Origin of the sequence: Pseudomonas fluorescens, from assembly GCF_005938625.1 — a bacterium.
Lineage (GTDB): Bacteria > Pseudomonadota > Gammaproteobacteria > Pseudomonadales > Pseudomonadaceae > Aquipseudomonas > Aquipseudomonas fluorescens_BD.
Genome location: NZ_VCNJ01000002.1, coordinates 40,914 through 61,670, shown reverse-complemented (window position 1 = coordinate 61,670; position 20,757 = coordinate 40,914). Strand labels below are relative to the sequence as shown.

12 protein-coding genes are annotated in these 20,757 nt (G+C 57.7%); 8 read left to right on the top strand and 4 right to left on the bottom strand.

The window, feature by feature from the left end; all coding sequences use genetic code 11:
- The first annotated feature begins 231 nt into the window (after positions 1-231).
- From prmA to FGA82_RS01525, 8 genes are all read left to right on the top strand, one after another.
- The gene (gene prmA, locus FGA82_RS01560; protein ID WP_007914600.1) at positions 232-1,110 is read left to right on the top strand and encodes a 50S ribosomal protein L11 methyltransferase; all 879 of its coding nucleotides are present in this window, start codon (positions 232-234) and stop codon (positions 1,108-1,110) included.
- Between the two features lie 30 nt (positions 1,111-1,140).
- The gene (locus FGA82_RS01555; protein ID WP_141125793.1) at positions 1,141-2,409 is read left to right on the top strand and encodes a DUF3426 domain-containing protein; all 1,269 of its coding nucleotides are present in this window, start codon (positions 1,141-1,143) and stop codon (positions 2,407-2,409) included.
- 185 nt (positions 2,410-2,594) lie between these two features.
- Complete coding sequence (gene dusB / locus FGA82_RS01550) at positions 2,595-3,605, top strand: tRNA dihydrouridine synthase DusB (protein WP_116031736.1); 1,011 nt, start codon at positions 2,595-2,597, stop codon at positions 3,603-3,605.
- Positions 3,602-3,922, top strand: a complete 321-nt coding sequence (gene fis, locus FGA82_RS01545) for a DNA-binding transcriptional regulator Fis (RefSeq protein WP_002555375.1) — start codon at positions 3,602-3,604, stop codon at positions 3,920-3,922. The genes dusB and fis overlap by 4 nt, the downstream gene beginning before the upstream one ends.
- Positions 3,923-4,005: 83 nt before the next feature.
- Positions 4,006-5,613, top strand: coding sequence for a bifunctional phosphoribosylaminoimidazolecarboxamide formyltransferase/IMP cyclohydrolase (gene purH, locus FGA82_RS01540; RefSeq protein ID WP_141125792.1), 1,608 nt, complete (start codon positions 4,006-4,008; stop codon positions 5,611-5,613).
- Between the two features lie 172 nt (positions 5,614-5,785).
- Positions 5,786-7,081, top strand: a complete 1,296-nt coding sequence (gene purD / locus FGA82_RS01535) for a phosphoribosylamine--glycine ligase (protein WP_141125791.1) — start codon at positions 5,786-5,788, stop codon at positions 7,079-7,081.
- 99 nt (positions 7,082-7,180) lie between these two features.
- Positions 7,181-9,958: a hybrid sensor histidine kinase/response regulator gene (locus FGA82_RS01530; RefSeq protein ID WP_141125790.1), complete on the top strand. Its 2,778-nt coding sequence runs from the start codon at positions 7,181-7,183 to the stop codon at positions 9,956-9,958.
- 64 nt (positions 9,959-10,022) lie between these two features.
- On the top strand, positions 10,023-10,619 hold the full coding sequence (locus FGA82_RS01525) for a MarC family protein (RefSeq protein ID WP_141125789.1): 597 nt from the start codon (positions 10,023-10,025) through the stop codon (positions 10,617-10,619).
- 87 nt (positions 10,620-10,706) lie between these two features.
- Here the strand turns inward: FGA82_RS01525 and FGA82_RS01520 are convergent, their stop codons facing one another.
- The 4 genes from FGA82_RS01520 to FGA82_RS01505 form a co-directional block, all read right to left on the bottom strand.
- Complete coding sequence (locus FGA82_RS01520) at positions 10,707-11,390, bottom strand: hypothetical protein (protein WP_141125788.1); 684 nt, start codon at positions 11,388-11,390, stop codon at positions 10,707-10,709.
- 50 nt (positions 11,391-11,440) lie between these two features.
- On the bottom strand, positions 11,441-12,259 hold the full coding sequence (locus tag FGA82_RS01515; RefSeq protein WP_141125787.1) for a hypothetical protein: 819 nt from the start codon (positions 12,257-12,259) through the stop codon (positions 11,441-11,443).
- 113 nt (positions 12,260-12,372) lie between these two features.
- Positions 12,373-13,155 carry a hypothetical protein gene (locus tag FGA82_RS01510; RefSeq protein WP_141125786.1) on the bottom strand — a complete coding sequence of 261 codons (783 nt, stop codon included), beginning with the start codon at positions 13,153-13,155 and terminating at the stop codon, positions 12,373-12,375.
- Between the two features lie 310 nt (positions 13,156-13,465).
- Positions 13,466-20,428: a TcdA/TcdB pore-forming domain-containing protein gene (locus tag FGA82_RS01505; protein ID WP_249384206.1), complete on the bottom strand. Its 6,963-nt coding sequence runs from the start codon at positions 20,426-20,428 to the stop codon at positions 13,466-13,468.
- Positions 20,429-20,757 lie beyond the last annotated feature (329 nt).

The window sequence follows — 20,757 nt, the reverse complement described above, 5'->3', positions numbered from 1 at the left end:
AGACAAAGCCGCCTTCGGGCGGCTTTGTTGTTTCTGCGGGTTTCAAAAGCCCGCCATGGAAGTCACCGTGCAAGTCACCATGGAAGTCGCTGCACTCCCCCTGTAGGAGCTGCCGAAGGCTGCGATCTTTTGATCTTCAACCATGTTCGTGTTCTGCCGCGCGCTCGCGTAAACTTGCGCGCTTCTCGCCGGCCGCTAGGCTGCAATCAATATTTTTCAAAGGTGCCCGCCATGCCTTGGCTGCAAGTACGTCTCGCCATCAGCCCGGAACAAGCCGAAACCTACGAAGACGCTTTCCTTGAAGTGGGCGCCGTTTCGGTGACCTTCATGGACGCCGAAGATCAGCCGATCTTCGAGCCGGAACTCAATACCACACCGCTGTGGGCACACACCCACCTGTTGGCGCTGTTCGAAGGCGGCACCGAACCGGCACCGGTTCTGGCCCATCTGGAACTGCTGACCGGCAGCCCGCTGCCTGAGCATCACAGCGAAGTCATCGAAGATCAGGATTGGGAACGCAGCTGGATGGACGGTTTTGAGCCGATGCGTTTCGGTCAGCGCCTGTGGATCGTGCCGAGCTGGCACGCCGCGCCGGAACCTGATGCGGTCAACTTGCTGCTGGATCCGGGCCTCGCCTTCGGCACCGGCACACACCCGACCACCGCGCTGTGCCTGGAATGGCTCGACGGTCAGGACTTGAAAGACTGCAACGTGCTCGATTTCGGTTGCGGCTCGGGGATTCTGGCAATTGCCGCCCTGCTGCTCGGCGCCAAGGAAGCCGTCGGCACCGACATCGACGTGCAGGCGCTGGAAGCTTCGCGCGACAACGCCGGGCGCAACAACATTGCCGATGAGCTGTTCCCGCTGTACTTGCCGGAAGATCTGCCGCAAGTTCAAGCCGACGTGCTGGTCGCCAACATTCTCGCCGGCCCGCTGGTTTCGCTGGCGCCGCAACTCTCCGGGCTGGTCAAGTCCGGTGGACGTCTGGCGCTGTCGGGCATCCTCGCCGAACAAGGTGATGAAGTCGCTGCCGCTTATGCGCAGGACTTTGATCTCGACCCGATCGCCAATCGCGATGGCTGGGTGCGCATCACCGGCCGTCGGCGTTAATATGACCGCCTGCATAATCCGGATCGCCGCATGACCGACAGTTTCGTCACCCAGTGCCCGCATTGCCAAACCAGTTTCCGTGTCAGCCATGCTCAATTGAGCGTGGCCCGCGGGGTGGTTCGCTGCGGCTCTTGCCTGCAAGTGTTCAACGCCGCCAAGCAGCTGCTGGAACAACATGCCGGCAAGGACGCGGTGACACCGGTTGCGCGGCCCCTTGTTGCATTGCCGGACGAAGCGCCGTCGGCTGTCGAGCCGCCGCCCATCATCGAGCAGCCCGAGCCGCGCGCCATCAGCCAAAAGCAATGGAACGCCTCGGCGCTTGACCTCGACAGCCTCGACCTTGACGAAGAACTGGCCCGCCTCGAACAACGGGAAATCCAGCCCGCCACCGAACTGGGACGCACGCGCGAAGACTCCCTGAGTGCCCGTCGCGACAGCCCGGAGCCGGATGACGCGGCATGGCCAGGCAGTCTGTTCAGCGAACCTGCTGACGAGCGGCTGCCTGAACCGCAAGACGAGCCGCAGATCGACGACATTGAGCCGGTCAAATCCGAGCGCACCGAGCCTTCGCTGTCACTGGAACCGGTGGACCTGGATGACGAACCGGCGATCCCGCATCTACGCCTGCACGACCCGATCGACCCCAATGCCCGCCGCGAACGCTTGTCGGCCAGCAACAAACCCGATGACGACGATTTGCCATCGATTGAGCCGCTGCGCAAAAAACGCGAGCGCGCAGAACCCGGCGTACGCGCCGAAGTCCTGCAGGACCTGACCGACGACCCGCTGCAACTGGACTGGCAGAAACGCCGCTCGCCGTGGGGACGCCGCTTGCTTTGGCTGGCGCTGGTCTTACTGGCGGCAGGCGGACTGGCTGCCCAGTACATCTCTTATCACTTCGATGAGCTGGCCCGACAGGATCAATACCGCCCGTGGTTCCAGCAAATCTGCCCGCAGATCGGCTGCACGGTGCCGTCCAAAGTCGATATCGCCCGAATCAAGAGCAGCAATCTGGTGGTGCGCAGCCATCCGGAGTTCAATGGCGCGCTGGTGGTCGATGCGATCATTTACAACCGTGCGACGTTCTCTCAGCCGTTTCCATTACTGGAACTGCGCTTCGCCGACCTAAACGGCCACCTGATCGCCAGTCGTCGCTTCAAACCCGGCGAATACCTGAGAGGGGACCTCGAAGGTCTGGCGGAAATGCCGCCGCAGACGCCGATCCACATCGCGCTGGATATTCTCGATCCAGGCCCCAAAGCGGTGAATTACAGCCTGAGTTTCCACTCGCCCGAGTGAATCCCTGTGTCGCTTTCGAATTGACGGCGGTTTTCTGACTTTGCTACCCACAACCAAACCGGTGGCGATAACAGAATAACTGTTCAGATTTTGTTCAATTCAGCCTTTATCCAGTCATCGAGAGCGGGTATCATGCCAACCCTTTTTCGAACTCTCATGATCCGGCCCCACCTCAGGGAAGTCCTATGTCGGCGGTACGCATCGGCCCATACACATTGCAGAACGGCTTGATTCTCGCCCCGATGGCGGGCGTCACCGATCAGCCCTTTCGTCAGCTGTGCAAGCGTCTGGGCGCAGGGCTTGTAGTCTCGGAAATGGTCACCAGTGACATGAGCCTGTGGAACACCCGCAAGTCGCGCATGCGCATGATCCACGAAGGCGATCCCGAGCCACGCTCGGTACAGATTGCCGGTGGTGATGCACAAATGCTGGCGGATGCAGCCCGGGCCAACGTCGAACTGGGCGCACAGATTATTGATATCAACATGGGTTGCCCGGCAAAGAAGGTCTGCAACAAGGCCGCCGGTTCCGCGTTGTTGAAGGACGAAGCACTGGTGACCGAGATCCTGCAGGCCGTAGTGGCTGCGGTTGATGTGCCGGTCACCCTGAAGATCCGCACCGGTTGGGATCGCGACAACAAGAACGGTCTGACCGTGGCGAAGATCGCCGAGCAGGCCGGGATCACCGCGCTGGCAGTGCATGGCCGCACTCGCGCCGATCTGTACAAGGGTGAAGCCGAGTACGACACGATTGCTGCAATCAAGCAGGCCGTGTCGATCCCGGTATTTGCCAATGGCGATATCGATTCGCCGGAAAAGGCCCGTTACGTCCTTGACGCAACCGGTGCCGATGGCCTGTTGGTAGGCCGCGCCGCCCAAGGGCGGCCATGGATTTTTCGCGAGATCGAACACTTCCTGCGTACCGGCGAGAAATTGCCGGCACCGGAGCTGATCGAGGTGGAACACATACTGCTAGAGCATCTGGCCGCACTTCACGCTTTCTATGGGGATGTGATGGGCGTGCGCATTGCGCGCAAGCATGTGGGCTGGTATCTCGCAACCTTGCCGGGCGCCAGGGAATTTCGCGCCCACTTCAATCGTTTGGATGGTACGGAAACACAATGCGCCAACGTTCGGGAGTTCTTCGCTGAACGTTACAAGAGCCTGACAGGGGACGAAGAAGGGGTGGCCGCATGACGATGATGACCGAGACTTTAGTGAGTGGAACAACACCCGTGAGCGACAACGTGAATTTGAAACAGCACCTCAATACCCCGAGCGAAGAAGGTCAGACCCTTCGCGGGAGTGTCGAGAAGGCGCTGCACAATTATTTCGCCCACCTTGAGGGCGCGTCCGTCACGGATGTGTACAACCTGGTGCTCTCCGAAGTCGAGGCTCCCCTGCTCGAAAGCGTGATGAACTACGTCAAGGGCAACCAGACCAAGGCCAGTGAGCTGCTGGGACTTAACCGCGGCACGCTGCGCAAGAAACTCAAGCAGTACGATCTGCTGTAAGCATTCAATCAAACCAGAAAGGCGCCCGCGTAAAAAACGGTCGCCTTTTTTGCTGACTTCCTTTGCTTTTGATGGAAATTGAGATGACCGACCAGACTACCCGCCTGCCGATCCGCCGCGCCTTGATCAGCGTTTCCGACAAGACCGGGATCCTCGAATTCGCCAAGGAGCTTGAAGCTCTGGGCGTCGAGATCCTCTCCACCGGCGGGACGTTCAAGCTGCTGCAGGACAACGGCGTAGCCGCTGTGGAAGTCGCGGATTACACCGGTTTCGCCGAGATGATGGACGGTCGGGTGAAAACCCTGCACCCGAAAATCCACGGCGGCATCCTCGGTCGTCGCGGTATCGACGATGCAATCATGAGCGAGCACGGCATCAAGCCGATCGATCTGGTTGCCGTTAACCTCTATCCGTTCGAAGCCACCATCAACAAGCCAGGCTGCGACCTGCCGACCGCCATCGAAAACATCGACATCGGCGGCCCGACCATGGTCCGTTCGGCAGCGAAAAACCATAAAGACGTAGCAATCGTGGTGAATGCCAGCGATTACGCCAGCGTCCTCGAAGGCCTGAAAGCCGGCGGCCTGACCTACGCTCAGCGTTTCGACCTGATGCTCAAGGCGTTCGAACACACCGCTGCCTACGACGGCATGATCGCCAACTACATGGGCACCGTGAATCAGGCCGCTGAAACCCTGAGCACTGAAGGCCGCAGCGAATTCCCGCGCACCTTCAACAGCCAGTTCATCAAGGCCCAGGAAATGCGTTACGGCGAGAACCCGCACCAGAGCGCGGCGTTCTACGTGGAAACCAAGCCTGCCGAAGTCGGCATCGCCACCGCGACCCAACTGCAAGGCAAAGAACTGTCGTACAACAACGTGGCCGACACCGACGCCGCACTGGAGTGCGTGAAGAGCTTCGTCAAGCCAGCCTGCGTCATCGTCAAGCACGCCAACCCGTGCGGCGTGGCGGTCAGCCCGGACGCTGAAGGCGGCATCCGTCAGGCCTACGAACTGGCTTACGCCACCGATACCGAATCGGCGTTCGGCGGCATCATCGCTTTCAACCGTGAACTGGATGCCGAGACCGCCAAAGCGATCGTCGAGCGTCAGTTCGTTGAAGTGATCATCGCCCCAAGCGTCAGCGAAGAGGCCCGCGCCATTGTTGCAGCCAAAGCCAACGTGCGCCTGCTGGCCTGCGGCGAGTGGTCGGCTGACCGCGCTGCTGCCTGGGACTACAAGCGCGTCAACGGCGGTCTGCTGGTGCAGAGCCGTGACATCGGCATGATCAGCGCCGATGACCTGAAAGTCGTGACCAAACGCGCGCCGACCGAACAGGAAATCCATGATCTGATCTTCGCCTGGAAGGTCGCCAAGTACGTTAAGTCCAATGCCATCGTCTACGCCAAGAACCGTCAGACCATCGGTGTCGGCGCTGGCCAGATGAGCCGCGTAAACTCGGCGCGTATCGCTGCGATCAAGGCTGAGCACGCCGGTCTGCAAGTGGCCGGTTCGGTGATGGCCTCCGACGCGTTCTTCCCGTTCCGCGACGGCCTCGACAACGCAGCCAAGGTAGGGATCACTGCAGTGATCCAGCCGGGTGGCTCGATGCGTGATGCGGAAGTGATTGCCGCTGCTGATGAAGCCGGTATCGCGATGGTATTTACCGGCATGCGCCACTTCCGTCACTGATACACGGCAGCTACAAGTCTCAAGCTGCAAGCTGCAAGAAAGAGCAGATCGGTGTCGCTCCTTCTTGCAGTTGCAGCCTTATTAATTCAGAGCAATAAGCTGTAGTTAAGAGCCACACATTCGCTCTTGCTTGCAGCTTATAGCTTGCAGCTTTCTCCGAAGGAGTCTCTCTTTGAACGTTTTGATCATTGGCAGCGGTGGCCGTGAACACGCCCTGGCCTGGAAAGTGGCTCAGGATCCGCGCGTGCAGAAGGTTTTTGTTGCACCGGGCAACGCTGGGACCGCCATTGAAGCCAAGTGCGAGAACGTCGCCATCGACGTACTGGCCCTCGAGCAACTGGCCGACTTCGCCGAGAAAAACGTTTCCCTGACCATCGTCGGCCCGGAAGTGCCGCTGGTGGCTGGCGTCGTCGACCTGTTCCGCTCCCGTGGTCTGGACTGCTTCGGCCCGACCGCCGGTGCTGCGCAGCTGGAAGGTTCGAAAGCCTTCACCAAGGATTTCTTGGCCCGCCACAAAATCCCTACCGCCGACTATCAAAACTTCACCGAGATCGAGCCAGCCCTGGCTTATCTGCGTGAAAAAGGCGCACCGATCGTGATCAAGGCCGATGGCCTGGCCGCAGGTAAAGGCGTGATCGTCGCCATGACCCTGGCCGAAGCCGAAGACGCCGTGCGTGACATGCTCGCTGGCAACGCTTTCGGTGACGCCGGTTCGCGTGTGGTCATCGAAGAATTCCTCGACGGCGAAGAAGCTTCGTTCATCGTCATGGTCGACGGCAAAAACGTTCTGCCGATGGCCACCAGCCAGGATCACAAACGTGTTGGCGATGGCGACAGTGGCCCGAACACGGGCGGCATGGGTGCTTACTCTCCTGCCCCGGTGGTTACCGCCGACGTGCACAAGCGCGTAATGGACCTGGTGATCTGGCCGACCGTGCGTGGCATGGCTGAGGAAGGCAACGTCTACACCGGTTTCCTTTATGCCGGTCTGATGATCGACAAGGCCGGTAACCCGAAAGTCATCGAGTTCAACTGCCGCTTCGGCGACCCGGAAACCCAACCGGTGATGCTGCGTCTGCAATCGAGCCTGGTGCTGTTGGTCGAAGCCGCTCTGGCGCAAGCGCTGGACAAGGTTGAAGCACAGTGGGATCCACGCCCGAGCGTCGGCATCGTGCTGGCCGCTGGCGGCTACCCGGGCGACTACGCCAAGGGCGCGGCGATCAACGGTCTCGACGCAGCCGCCAAGCTGGAAGGCAAAGTCTTCCACGCCGGTACTGCATTGAAGGACGGCAACGTCGTCACCGCCGGCGGTCGCGTACTATGCGCCACCGCAATGGGCGCAAGCGTCGGTGAAGCGCAGCAGCAAGCCTACAAGCTCGCGGCAGCAATCGACTGGGAAGGCTGCTTCTACCGCAAGGACATTGGCTACCGTGCCATTGCCCGTGAACGTGGCGAAACCCAGGAATAAGCTGTCGATCAAGTCCGGCGAGGGATACCGTTCCTCGCCGGGCTGTTCCGCCGCCGCGCATCGTTATATTCTGGCATCAACCTACGAAGGGATTTCGCCGTGCGCTGGCTCAGGATTGCCATAAGCTTTACCGTCACGTTGCTGACCTTGCTCTGCATGCTCCCGGCCCAGGCCGCGCAAGGCAGTGGCTGGTCGGTATTGCTCGACGATCAAGGCAATCTCCAACTTAGCGATATCCGCTCCGCTCGCTACACCAATCAATTCAGCCCTATCGACCTCGATCGCCTCACCGCGTCCGAGCCCGATGGCGCGTTGTGGCTGCGTTTCAGGCTGGCGCCGGGCAAGCACGAACAAGTGTTGCGCATCTTCGCCCCTGACCTGTCACAGCTCAGTCTTTACGTGCTCGACGGTGACAAGCTGATCGAGCAACGCAACACCGGCACCGACCAGCCACAGGCCGAACGACCGTTGCCCAGCAGCGACTTCATGCTGCCACTGCCGCAGAGCGACAAACCTCTCGACGTGTATCTGCGCCTGGTCTCCGATCATCAGTTACGTCCACACGTGACTCTGCAATCAGCGGTGATGAGCGCGGCTAACCATAACCAGACGCTGGTCTTCGGTTTACTGTTCGGCTGCCTCGGCATGCTGCTGTTGCACAACCTGGTGCGCTACGCCTATTCCCGCTCGCGCAGCAGCCTGTGGCTGGCGGTCTGCGAAGGCCTGTTGGGCCTGAGCCTGTTGCTGCTGCTCAACCTCGCCGGCCCGTGGCTGCCGAACTGGCATGCGGTGCAGACGCCGGGCGCCTATCTGGCGTTGCTGCTGACGGCTCCAGCCGGATTGATGTTCGCCTATCGCTTCTTCGCTCCGCTCGGCCCGCACCCGCTGAACAAGCTGTTGATCGGCGACATCCTGTTTATCGTGACCTGCAGCCTGTTGCTGTTGTTCGTCAACACTCTGCCGCTGAACATCATTACCTATGCACTGGTAGCGCTCGCCGGCCTGAGCATGTTGTTCGTCGCGTTCTATCACTGGCAGAAGGGCTACCGGCCGGCGCGCTTGTTCGTCGCGGCGATGGTGGTGTTCAACATCGGCACATTGATCATTCTGCCTGCCTTGCTGGGGCTGACACTGGTTTCGCCGCAAGGCTTGATCATGACCCTGATGGCGTTCATCTGCATCAGCGGCCTGTTGATGAGCATCGCTCTGGGTGAGCGTCAGCGCAGCATCACTGAAAGCCGTTTCAGCGTCAGCCGCGACCTCGCCGCGAGCAATGCCGAGATCAATGCCAAAGCCGAATTCCTTGCCAAGATCAGCCACGAAATCCGCACGCCCATGAACGGCGTGCTGGGCATGACCGAACTGCTGCTGGGCACGCCCCTTTCGGTCAAGCAACGCGACTATGTACAAACCATTCACAGCGCCGGCAATGAGTTGCTGACGCTGATCAACGAGATCCTCGACATCTCCAAGCTCGAATCCGGGCAGATCGAACTGGACGACGTGCAGTTCGACCTCAACGCTTTGATCGATGATTGCCTGAGCATCTACCGGGCCAAGGCCGAGCAGCAGAACGTCGAGCTGATCAGCTTCATCCAGCCGCAAGTACCGCGAGTAATCAGCGGCGACCCGACACGCCTGCGCCAGACCCTGCTGAGCCTGCTGGAAAACGCCCTGAAGAAAACCGATGAAGGCGAAGTGCTGATTGTCGTCGCGCTCGACGAACGCAGCAGCAAACCACGCCTGCGCATCGCCGTGCAGGACAGTGGCGCGCCAATGGAGCAGGAAGAACGCGACGCGCTGATGCACGCCGAACTGCACAGCAAACACTTCCTGTCGGCCAATCGCCTGGGGGGCAATCTGGGGCTGGTGATCGCGCGGCAACTGATTCGTTTGATGCAGGGCGAATTCGGCATCAAGAGCGGCGCCACTCAGGGCAGCACGCTGTGGCTGACCTTGCCGCTGGATCCGGATCGCCTCGAACACCCGACCTCCGATCTCGACAGCCCGCTGCAAGGCGCGCGGGTGCTGGTAGTCGACGACAATGACACCTGCCGCAAAGTGCTGGTCCAGCAATGCAGTGCGTGGGGGTTGAATGTCAGCGCCGTGCCTTCCGGCAAAGAAGCGTTAGCCTTGCTGCGAACCAAAGCGCACCTGCGAGATTACTTTGATGTGGTGCTGCTCGATCAGAACATGCCGGGCATGACCGGCATGCAACTCGCGGCCAAGATCAAGGAAGACCCGAGCCTGAACCACGACATCCTGCTGATCATGCTCACCGGCATCAGCAATGCGCCGAGCAAGATCATCGCGCGCAACTCGGGGATCAAACGCATCCTCGCCAAACCGGTGGCCGGCTACACGCTCAAGACCACCCTGGCCGACGAACTCAATCAACGCAACAAAGGTCAGGTGGTGTTCCAGCCGCAAGTGGTCACCCCGGCCACAGCCGCTAAAGTGCCAAGCGACTTCCGCATCCTCGTCGCTGAGGACAACACGATTTCGACCAAGGTGATTCGCGGCATGCTCGGCAAACTCAACCTGCAACCCGACACCGCTGCCAACGGCGAAGAAGCCCTGCAAGCGATGAAAGCCCAGCGTTACGACCTGGTGTTGATGGACTGCGAAATGCCGATCCTTGATGGCTTCTCAGCCACCCAGCAATTGCGCGCATGGGAAGTCAGCAACCAACGCATTCGCACGCCGATCGTGGCGTTAACGGCGCATATCCTCGCCGAGCACAAGGAGCGCGCGCGTCAGGCCGGGATGGATGGGCACATGTCCAAGCCAGTGGAGTTGTCGCAATTGCGCGAGCTGATCGAGCACTGGGTTGCCCAGCGTGATCAGCAGAATCGCGCCGCAACACCCACCTCCTGAGCCGACAGACCCCGTAGCGCCTGATAGACTCCCCCACGACTTCCCTCGCCAGTGAGCTTGCACCATGCTCCATGTGTTGTTCAGCGTTTACCTGAAGATGCTGGTGCTCTACAGCCCGTTCTTCGTGCTCTCCTGCTTTATCAGCCTGACCCGCGGTTATTCACGCAAGGAGCAACGGCGCTTGGCCTGGAAAGTTGCGGTGGCCACACTGGTCTCCAGCGTCTTGCTGTATTTGTTCGGGCGGGTGATTTTCGATGTATTCGGAATTACCGTGGATGCATTCCGGATCGGTGCCGGCAGCGTGCTGTTCATCTCGGCACTCGGCATGGCGCAAGGCAAGTCAGCGGTGCAGGCCGATAACGTGCAGCAAGACGTGACTATCGTTCCACTGACCATTCCTATCACGGTCGGACCCGGGACCATCGGCGCGTTGTTGGTGATGGGCGTTAGCCAGCCCCATTGGGACGACAAACTCACTGCCATCATGAGCATCGTATTGGCCAGCTTCACAGTCGGGATCGTGCTTTATCTGTCAAACCGGATTGAACAGATTCTGGGGGATCAGGGTTTGCAGATAGTGAGTAGATTGATGGGGTTGTTCGTCTGCGCACTGGCCGCGCAGATCATATTTACGGGAATAAAGGGCTACCTGGTGCCTTGAGTGCCACGAAGTGATGGATACCCCAGACGTGAAAACCGGAAGCTTTCTATCCTTCTGCCATTTATAACCAATATTCAATCGAGCGGTTTAGACAAACCGCTCGATTTCCATGGTCTCTCTTCCGTCGAGAGTTCTGAACACCATGGCTCTTTTGGAATCGGCATAGTCCTCATCCAGTTGCGCGACAAAGTACTCTGCATGAATACTTTCAACCATCTCACCCAATGTGAACTCCTGCCGCAAAAAGCAGGGTTCGACAGGTTGGCGCGTTGCGATGTTAAGTATCACGCATTTCACCGTGGATTTATCGTCAACGACGCCAACCTGGACTCGGACACGACTGACGATCCCTTCTCCTTCCAAGACCGGCGAAACTGACTCCACCGCACGCTGCCTGAATAAAATCGATGCTTTGCTGTCGGCATTCAATTGCGAAAAATCCTCCATCAGCCGTTCCAGCAGACACTTTTCCTCAGCCGATAAAGCCCCTGACAATGCAGCACAAACCATCTCTGTTGGCGTCAGGTTTTTATCGAGCGAGGTTGAAAACCCCTCATAACTGAGCCAGCCCGATAGTTTATAGAGGCAAAAACGCTGAACTTGTGAGTAGCGTTCATTCCAGGCTTTGTAATCTGCAAACAACGGAAACTTGTTATTGCACGAAAACTGCATGTAAACAGATGAGGACAGAATATCTTTCAGATGTTCATCAGGTAGCGATGTGGCGCATGCCAACAGGCATCCGGCGTTGGCATATCCATAATATTTCATACTTTATCAATCCATGAAGAGGCCAGGCGCAGAGCGCCTGACCTGAAAAATCAGAAACCGTATTCCATTTCCAGAGCAGCGTCGATCGCTTCGTAGAAGCGATTGGCTGCCGCTTCTTTCTTCGCGGTGAAGTCTTCGTCGGGGTACATGGTAAATACGCCATGCCCTTTGACCACACTGGAAGAAGAATCGGTTTTGTCGAAGAACGCAATATGCGAGTTGCCGGATTTAATGCTGTAGCTGATCGCACCTACGGTAAGGTAAATATCATCGTCTTTACTTTCGGCTGCGCTCATCACGCCGAAGTTCGAACCACCGGCCTTCTTGCCATTTTTCTCATAAAGCTTCAGAGCTTCGGCGTTACCTTCGAGGCCTTTGATGGCCGCGTCAGCCCCCAGCTTCATCACTTCACCAATAGTTCCAACGCCCACTGCACCCAGTGCAGCCTTGGCGATGTCCACAACCAGATTCGACATGGTTATGCCACTGGAGACGGTTTCCTCAAAAGTCTCAGGCTTGCCGAAATGTGCCCAGCCCATGGCATTCAAACCCTGGAGCATGTAGGACAGACGCTTGGCAGCATCTGCTTTGTTCGGGTACTTGATCTGCGCAGACAAATCAGCAAACAGAAACGTACGTTTGATAATGGTCTTATGGCGACGCTTCATACCTTCAGGAAAGGCGATCATCGTCGAGTTAAGTACCGCGTTACTCAAAGCATCCTTGTCTGGCAGGTCCAATTTGAATGCCCGGGCGAAAGGCATGATCGAACGTGAACCATTCAGAACAGCAATGCTTTCCTTACAGCAGGTTTCGATAAACGCGAGACTTTCCGCTTCATTCATTTTTACAACCATTACATCATTCATTTCTACATCCCTATATTTATACAAAAGCCGTTGCGGCTTGAACGACAAACTAACCAAACGCCAAATTCACATCAACAGAAAGAACATTACAACAAGTAAACTTGCGCCGAACTTCAAACACCAATCAATTCCAGCCGCAAGTCGATTTCGCTCATGTCATCCTCTTCAAGAATCGCCTCTACTTCGGTACGAACTTGTGCGTAGGCATTTCTGTCGAGAAAAAAGCTAAGATAGTTATGACGCAGTACAACTTCACCCGAGCGCCAGTGACAGAAAAGGAAATTCTCCACTTGGCGCGAGGCATTCAATCGCGAATGATTCAAGACCAGTGTGATTCGTCCTTGCTCGTCGCGTCCGGACGGCATTGTTTGAAAAGACTGCCCCCAGAGACTTTCCTTCGCATACGAGGCTAATCCCGCTTTATGGTTTTTCAGTGCGGCAAAGGCAGCCAGCGTGTTATCCAGCATCGGTTCGTTACCCAGCGCCCTGACGACATCGACCATTTTCCTGGAGATATCGCCGGAAAAATCTTCGTACTTTTTTTCGCCGGGTTTGCGATCCGAATACCAACCCATATAATTCAATGACTTCGCATATATATCCAGCCACGCTGCAAGGTCGAGCTTTTCGTTTTTGTACTTATTACTCAGAATCTGAGCGAGCCTCACACTATTTCTTATTTCACGTTTCTCATCCCGGCTCATTCCCTCCATGTAATTCAGCAGCGTATCACCCAGCAATACTGCATTTTGACTGACGCTGCCCTCAAGCGCCGAGTGACTTTTAACGGAAAACACGCGGCGCATGATTTTCGGCGCAGGCGTGAGCAATTTGATTTCACGAATAAACGTCAAACGTTCAGCGAGCGGTGGAATGACACTAACGTCTACACTCATCTTGATTCCTTTTTGATTGCGATATTTCAATGACCTGTCATTACTTTAATCCAGGTAAAATCGACAGATAGCAAACACCATAAACAGCGCAACTTGGAAATCACAGAAAAAACACAACAACATATTTAACAAAACATTATCAAAAGCCCTGCTTACATCAGTAGCGTCAAGATTGACTTGTGAAGATATACAGATCTCTGTCGGTCCATGCGACAGGCGTCCAGATAACATCCGAGATACGACTGCCCGCATACTTAGTGCAAAAAAACGCCTCCGAAGAGGCGTTTTGGTTTTCAGACCAATTTACCGGTCAGGGCAAATGTTCAGCCACCACCGCCAGGCTGGCAGTTGCGTCATTGCCCTGCCCGGTCGCAAAGGCCTTCGACCATTGTTCGAATGCGCACAGGTACTCCCGGCCAGCGATTTTGACAGCCAGCTCGCAAGAACCCTGCTCCTCGATCCCGCGAACGATCAGACTGTGCCCATTGTCCGGATCGGCGAGTAGCAGATGGCTATCGACCCGCGACATCAGCCAATGCCCACACTCAGGCATATCCAGCACCAACAGGCCAGGTTCCGTCTCCTGCTCCCCGGAAGGGCGCCGTACATCAACAACGATGCAATCCAGACGCTGCCAGGCTGCGGCCGATACCCGATAACCCTCTGTGCGCGAACCAAAGGTCAGAATCAACCTTTCGATATTGTCAGGAAGCAATGGCTGCACCTCGGTGAGGTCATCACTCACTTCCAGCAGCATGACCTCCTCGTCACGGTGGGCGTAGCTACCCGGCAACCAGACGCCATCGACCGTTCCGGCGCTGAAGAGCAATTGGTCAATCGGGTCGAACAGCAGCGGATTGGCCGCATCGCGCGTGCCGAGGAACGTCGCCCATTTTCCATCGTTGCGAGCAGACACCTCGAATAGTCGATCGAGCTTCGGCACGTAGTATTGGTAACGATTGCCAGTATTTTCGACGGGGAGAAACGCGGCATGGTCTTGCCCGTCCAGCCGCTGTTTTAAACGCTCCTGCAATTGCGCAGGCGTCTGGTCAGGGACGTATGACCAGCGGTTTTCCATGCTGACAATTCGCGCCGGTTGCTGATCCTGCAGTTGCAGCGTCACACCTTCGCGGGTGCGCCCGAGCAGCCCGTCGCCATGCGGCAGCACCTCGCAAAACGCCCACGACGCCCAGACTCGCTCGGCCTGTGGCAACACTTGGCGATGCAGCAACACGCTGCCGTTGCCGAACGCCGTGCGCATCTGCTCGAGAGCGACCAGCGTCTGGCGCCACAGTTGTCCGGAAGAAACATCAAACAGCCAAACGGCCTGCCGGTCGGGCGTCAGCCCCAGCAACGTCAGCTCCTGGTTACTCATGGTGTCCATCAGCACAAGCTTTTCGTCAATACACCATACGGGCAGAAACGTCTGACCCACTTGCGCACGAAGGCCGATGATGGCAAACGCGGCGTGGCTGTATTCCTTGGCAAGCGCCGGTAATGCCGCCAGCCAATCGGGGTTTTGTTGCAGCCAACGCTGGCCGAGACCGACAAACTTCAGAACCTCTCTATCAAGCTCGGACAGCCAATTGTCGTCCTTGGCGTCGAGGTCGATTTCGAACAGTCGCCCATCGTCTTGGGTGGCCAGAAAGCTTTCGCCAACCCGCGTAACATCGATCACACCTTTCGCAAGCGCCTTGTGCCACGGCACGTTGTCACCCAGCTCGATGCCATGACTGAGCATTTGACTTTGCCGGCTGTAAAACAGCAGCGCAGCGGCGGGATCAGAGGATCGAGGCATCAACATCACCCTGTCCGCGTCACTCTCGGTGCCAGCCCGGAAATACCTGTCGTGATGCGCGGCAATCCATGCCCGCTCAAGCAGCTGACCGAAGGACCAGGCACGAGCATGAATGTATGGCGCGTAGGTCCAGGTGCTGATGGGCGAAGCCATGCCCGGCGTCTCGTCTGCGTAGGGACGACGTTGTTTCTGGCGATGGCGGAAAAACCCGATTCTCGTCCCCTCCTCGGGCTTGAGGAAAGAGTTTTCCAGACCCGGTGACCACATGTGGATATCCGTCAGCGTCACTTCGCGATCAGTCAGATGGAATTCCAGTGTCGTGCGCACGTTCATGGATGCTTGTTCAACCAACTGCTGCGAAACTCGCAGAGTGCCGTCCGCCAGTTGCCCAAAAGCGCTGATTTTCGTACCGGGTTCCACACTCAGTAACCGATAACGATGCACGACCAGGCCGGTGATCACATCGACCCGCCAGACCGTGGCATGGTCGGGATGATAAAACCACGCATGAGCAGCGTTGGCGGCGCCCAGCATCAGGCCATCGTTGACTTCACGCGGCAGATCGCGGGCAAATAACAAACGTTTTTGAGCGATGTCGTAAAAGGCTGTTGTGCGCACAGCGTGGCTGGCCGGATTGAATGGCACCCTGAACCGGTGAAGCGTGACGTAACCCGTGCCCAGGCGCCCCTCATGGTTTCGCTGGCGGAGACGGGCAAGGACATCACGCGCAATGGTTTTATCATCGTCGAGAGTGATGGAAACCAGGTCCAGCGCCTGACGCTGCCAGTCCAGTTGAAACAACTCTCCCCCGGCCAGTTCGATCAGCCCCTCGAATGCCGACAGCACGATACCGTCGACCGTCAGTTGACGCCCCGCCAGGTATGTCTGCGGGGCGCCGTCATCCAACATGGGTACGTCATCAAAGCTGACTTGCTCGATGCTGGCCCAAGGGGCATGCACCAGCCATTGGGTCGCTCCATTGAATTTCACGGTTTTCAGTCCCGGCGTCAGACGAAGCTGGCAGCGTTCTGACGTGGCGCTGATTTCGTAGGACAGCTTTTGCTGGCACTCCATCGGCAAGGTCGGCACCGCCAGTTGGCGCACCTGCTCGTCCAGCACCACGCTGATCGTTGTCGGTTTGTAGACCGAATGCAGTTTGTAGAGGATGTGCTTGAGCGACGGCGTACTGTGCAGATAAAAGCGCCGTTTACCCTGCTTGTCGTATTCCAGCTTGTCCGCCGCACTGTTGCGCAATTGTGGATAGCGTGTGTGGATACGCTTATCCAGATGGCTCGTCAGCGTATCGCCCAGTGCCGTGAACGGATTGAAATACGAGTACCAGTCTGGCTTAGGCATTTCACTGGTGCTACGAGGCTCGACCCGCTCTCCCGGCAATGGCTCGTACACATAGCCCGCGCCTCCCAGTTGATATTCGTAGCCGTAATAGCAGAGCGGTGTGCAGGGCAGCACCACGGTATGCAGTGCAGCAGCCTCCTGGAAGTTCAGCGCAGTGCTCCCGGCGAGACCAAAAGCCTGCCGGATATTGAGGGAACGGTGTATCTGCTGCGGATCATCGTTGTATTGCGGCAATTCGAGTGCGCCGCCGCCCCACGGATAAAAGCGCTGGCTGTCAAAACGAACACGCCGTTCCTGCAGATCCAGGTGAGTGATCACCGCTTCTGGCGGGAACTGCAACACCCCTTCTGCGACAGTGAAAGCGCCCGGTTTGTAGGCGTTATGGATGGCTCGCAAATGATTGCCAACGGCCGTTGCCTTGTCGGCAATCTGCCCAAGATTGCTGGCGATGGCCGTGGCTCCTATGCCGATACCGAGCAACGGCACAGACAGAAAAGCCGCCGCAGCGCCAACCGTTCCGCCTGCCGCCAATGCCACAACATCCACTCCCAACGCCACTGCGTTGAACGCCAGAGACGTGGAGAACCGCGAGCGCTGCTCGTGATTTTGCGCCACTGACAGGTTGTAAATGTCGAAGCCGATGTTGACCAGCGAAAACGCAAAACCAACACCCGTTGCCGCGCGACCGAGCACACCGCCGGACAACGACGACTGGCGCAAGACCAGCGCCTGTTCACTGGCCACCGCTTGCCGCACCAGGTTGATCATCTGCGCGGTATCGCTGAGTACGCCAAAACCCAACTGCGCATAGCTGACGTAAACCTGGATCTGCAACGCAATCGACAAGGCTGGCAACGGATCACCGACCTGGTGTTCACGATGGCGCATTTCACTGATCAGTGTCTGGATCGCAAAGGCGAAACTCAAGCGACTGCCTCCATCCGCCTCGGCCGGAGCACTCGGTTTGCCTGCCTTCATCCGCTGATGCAAATGCTGCTTGAGCTGAGTGAAGCGCGGGTCGGCAGTGGTCACTGTTCGCACTTGCTGCGGATTCTGTGCATCGACCAACGTCAGCGAAAAGCCGCCGTCCGCCTGAGACTTGACCGTTTCCAGCAACGGCAAATATTCACGCCCGAGCGAGTGTTCACGGCGCAACCGCTGCATGGCCTGATCAAACGCCTGCGCCCAATAGCGCGCATCCACCTGTGCCAGGCTGGCCCCCATCCGCGCGTTTTCGCCGAGCGAACGCTGGCGCGCCACGGCCTGTTTTGCCCAGACCGGGACACGGCGTGAATCACTCGAAGGAATGCGCAAAAAACTGTCCAGACGCAACCCCGTCGACAGCTTGCGGGCTGCCATCGCCTCGGTGTCCAACTCGATCACGTTGAATCGCGCCCCGCCCATCTCGCCCAGACCGTAGAGCCTGGCCAGGGCACTGTCGCCTGCACTCAGATAACGCTCAATGCCAAGTTTCACCTGCGTGCCTTCGGCGAACGCATAAATGGCAAAGTTCGGGTCGTAGAACCGGTAGACGAATTGCCCTCCTGTCTGCACTTTGGCCACCAGCAAGGCGTGATCGCCGGTGTCGAGCAACAGGACGGTAGCCGCACTTTTCGCCTCCAGTGTCTGGATGACCGAGCCCAGACTCTGCAAGCCGCGGGATTCACCAATAGCGCTGGTGGGCAAGGCCCGCAGTTCACTCAACGCACTGAGCAATGCCTGTGAACTCGGTTGCTGATGGTTGACGTTGGCCGTGGCGACATGCCCCACCAATGTCCGTTCGGCCGACTCGCCGGCAGCCACCGCTGCCCCCATCAGCAACGCCAGCGGATAACACCGACGCCCCGGATCACTGGGCGTGTGCATCAGCAAATCCTGCGACAGCTGCCGGGCCGAGGTCGCGCCGGCCGCGAAGAACATCTCGCGCACCTGCGCGCTGCGCTGGAGAATCCGCGCACGGTATTCATCTTGCGCCGTGCGCGTGATCTGCCCGATGCGTTCGCCCCATTGCCGCAAGGTCAGTGGTTCAAACAGTGCCTGAACCTTGAGTTCGCGGGCCGTCAGCAGGCCATGCACCTGTCCACGCGCCAGCGCGGCCTCGAAGGCGGGCGACTGCCGCTGACGCAGGGCTTTTTCAAGCGCATCATAACGAGCGAAAGTTCCGTCGCCGTCAGTGTCGACAGCGAGGTCGCGCACGGTTTGCCAGACGCTGGCAAAACTCGCCTCGTCCAGACTTGTCGCCCCGAAAATCCCCCCGAGCATGACGCGCACTAACGGGCTGAGTTGTTCCAGCGGCAGGGAATCATGGGCAATGCGGCTGAGCAGTTCGTTGAGGTTGCTTGAGGATTCGGCACCCTGCGAATTGGGCAGTTCACGCACAGGTTGCGCAAGGATCAACTGACGATTATCGAAGCCGATGGAAAACGGTTGGGTGAAGGTGATGTCACCGCTGAGCTTGTCCCTCATGGCTCGCACAAAGGGCTCACCCAGATCATCCATCAGTTGTTGCAGAACCGACGTCAGCAGCACCGCTTTACCGCCGACTACAGGCCAGCCTTGTTTAAACGTCAGCGTCTGTTGCAGCTGAAGCAGATCCGCCAGTTGGCCGGTGTAGCGTGATTTCAGTGTGCCGGTTTTCCACTTTTCGTGCTCTTTGGCCAGCCATTGCTCCGCGTCGTCATTGACGGTCCAACCGGAGATCGCTTCCTCCTCGGTCTGCACGTTGTAACCCTCGGCCAGGCGCAAGTGCTCCTGAACCGTAATCTCGTTGTGCGGCAGGAGGTGAGTCTCGACATAATTTCTCAACCCGGTAACCGCCGCACCGGGCCCGGTAAGCGCAATGGTGCCGCGCGCTCCGACGCGAATGCCGTCACGGTAGTAATTGAAAATGGCCTCGCTCAACTTGCCCAGAAAATCCTGCAGCGTGCGCGTCAGTTGCCCCTGCTCGATTTTCTCGTTCATGACGTTTTCTATGACGTCGAGCAATCGTTCAGTCTGTGACCAGTCTACCGACGAAGCGACGGCAGACTGTTCAACGGCCTGGAGGCAGTCATAGTTGAACCGGATCAATTGCATGACCGCGAGCGTCATCTCGCTTTGCGGTTGTGCCAACAGATAAGCGTTCATATCTCTGCTGAATTGCGCGCCCATACGCAGGCCATGTTGCGGGCTGTGGACTTCACGCGGCGCGACAAATATAGGCTCGACGCCGGGCTTGCTGCGGGCAAAGACCAGCAGTGCCTCCCGATGTGCAGCAGGCAATGCATCCGTGTGATCGCTGTAGCGCAGGCGATCGCGACCGGGCATCAACGCGTCATCATGATTGAGCAAAAGCTGCAACACCCCCAGCCGTTGCTCGTCACTGAAACCGCTGATGTCGACACCGCCCAGTCTGTCAGCCAGCGGCGGCAAGTAATCCATGTCACTGTAACGCCCGCCTTCGGCATATTCGGTCTGCAAGCGAACAACGTCACTTGCCGCCGCAAAGTTACCGCGCATTGATACTTCGCGTTGATAGACGTCCTGTAGAAAATGCCCGGCGAACTCCCGCCGAACATCACGCAACTGCAAGTCGCTGCCGGCCATTTGCTGATGGCTTTGCAGGCAGCGTTGACGAAAGGCTTCCAGCGTCGTGCGATCCTTGCCGTAAGCACGCACCATCAGGTCGATCCGGGCCTGATCAGCTTTCCCGTGCCATTGCGGTTGTTGCAGGTACTCGAACATCTCACGCTTCAATACACGCGCACGATCTTCGATCATCTTTGCAAGTTCATCGGGGTTGGTCACGGTGTCCCCGCCAGACTCCATCGCAGCAACTCTGGCGCTGTCGGATATAACCCGATTCATTTCGAAAGCCAGTAACGCATCGCTGTCGTACCAGAGATTGAACTGGTAATTCTCGGCAGCCAGCACCTGACGCCAGATGTTCATGTAATCGCGCTGGATATTGCCAACCTCACTGCCACCCACCCAGACAAAGTGCATGATTGCGGGTATCGGTCTGGGTACGTCGCTGAGCATGTTTACCGTGCCGGTCAAGCGGGCTGTGTAATCGCGCAATTTTTCTTCGACGGTATCGATCAACGCTATCGCGGGCGACGCTGAGTTACGCTTTGCCAAGCGTTCAAAATTTTCCAGAAAGAGTGTTACAACTTGCAGCTTTTCAGAGAGGCTCGTGGCTTGGCCGGCCTGCTCGTAAAGCGTCACCAACGTTGCATATTCGGCAGAAGCGGAAAACGCCTTGAATGCGCGTTTTAACGCGGAGTATTCGTCGGCGGATATAAAATTAAACTCGTCAACATATTGCTCCATGACACCCATCAGACTTCATCCTTTATTCATTGAGAGAATCCTCGACGAAGTTAGTCTGCCCGCGGGGTAACTTCAAAAAGCACAAAACTCAAATAATTTCCCAAGAAACATCAAACAACAGACCAGTTGATTCCGCG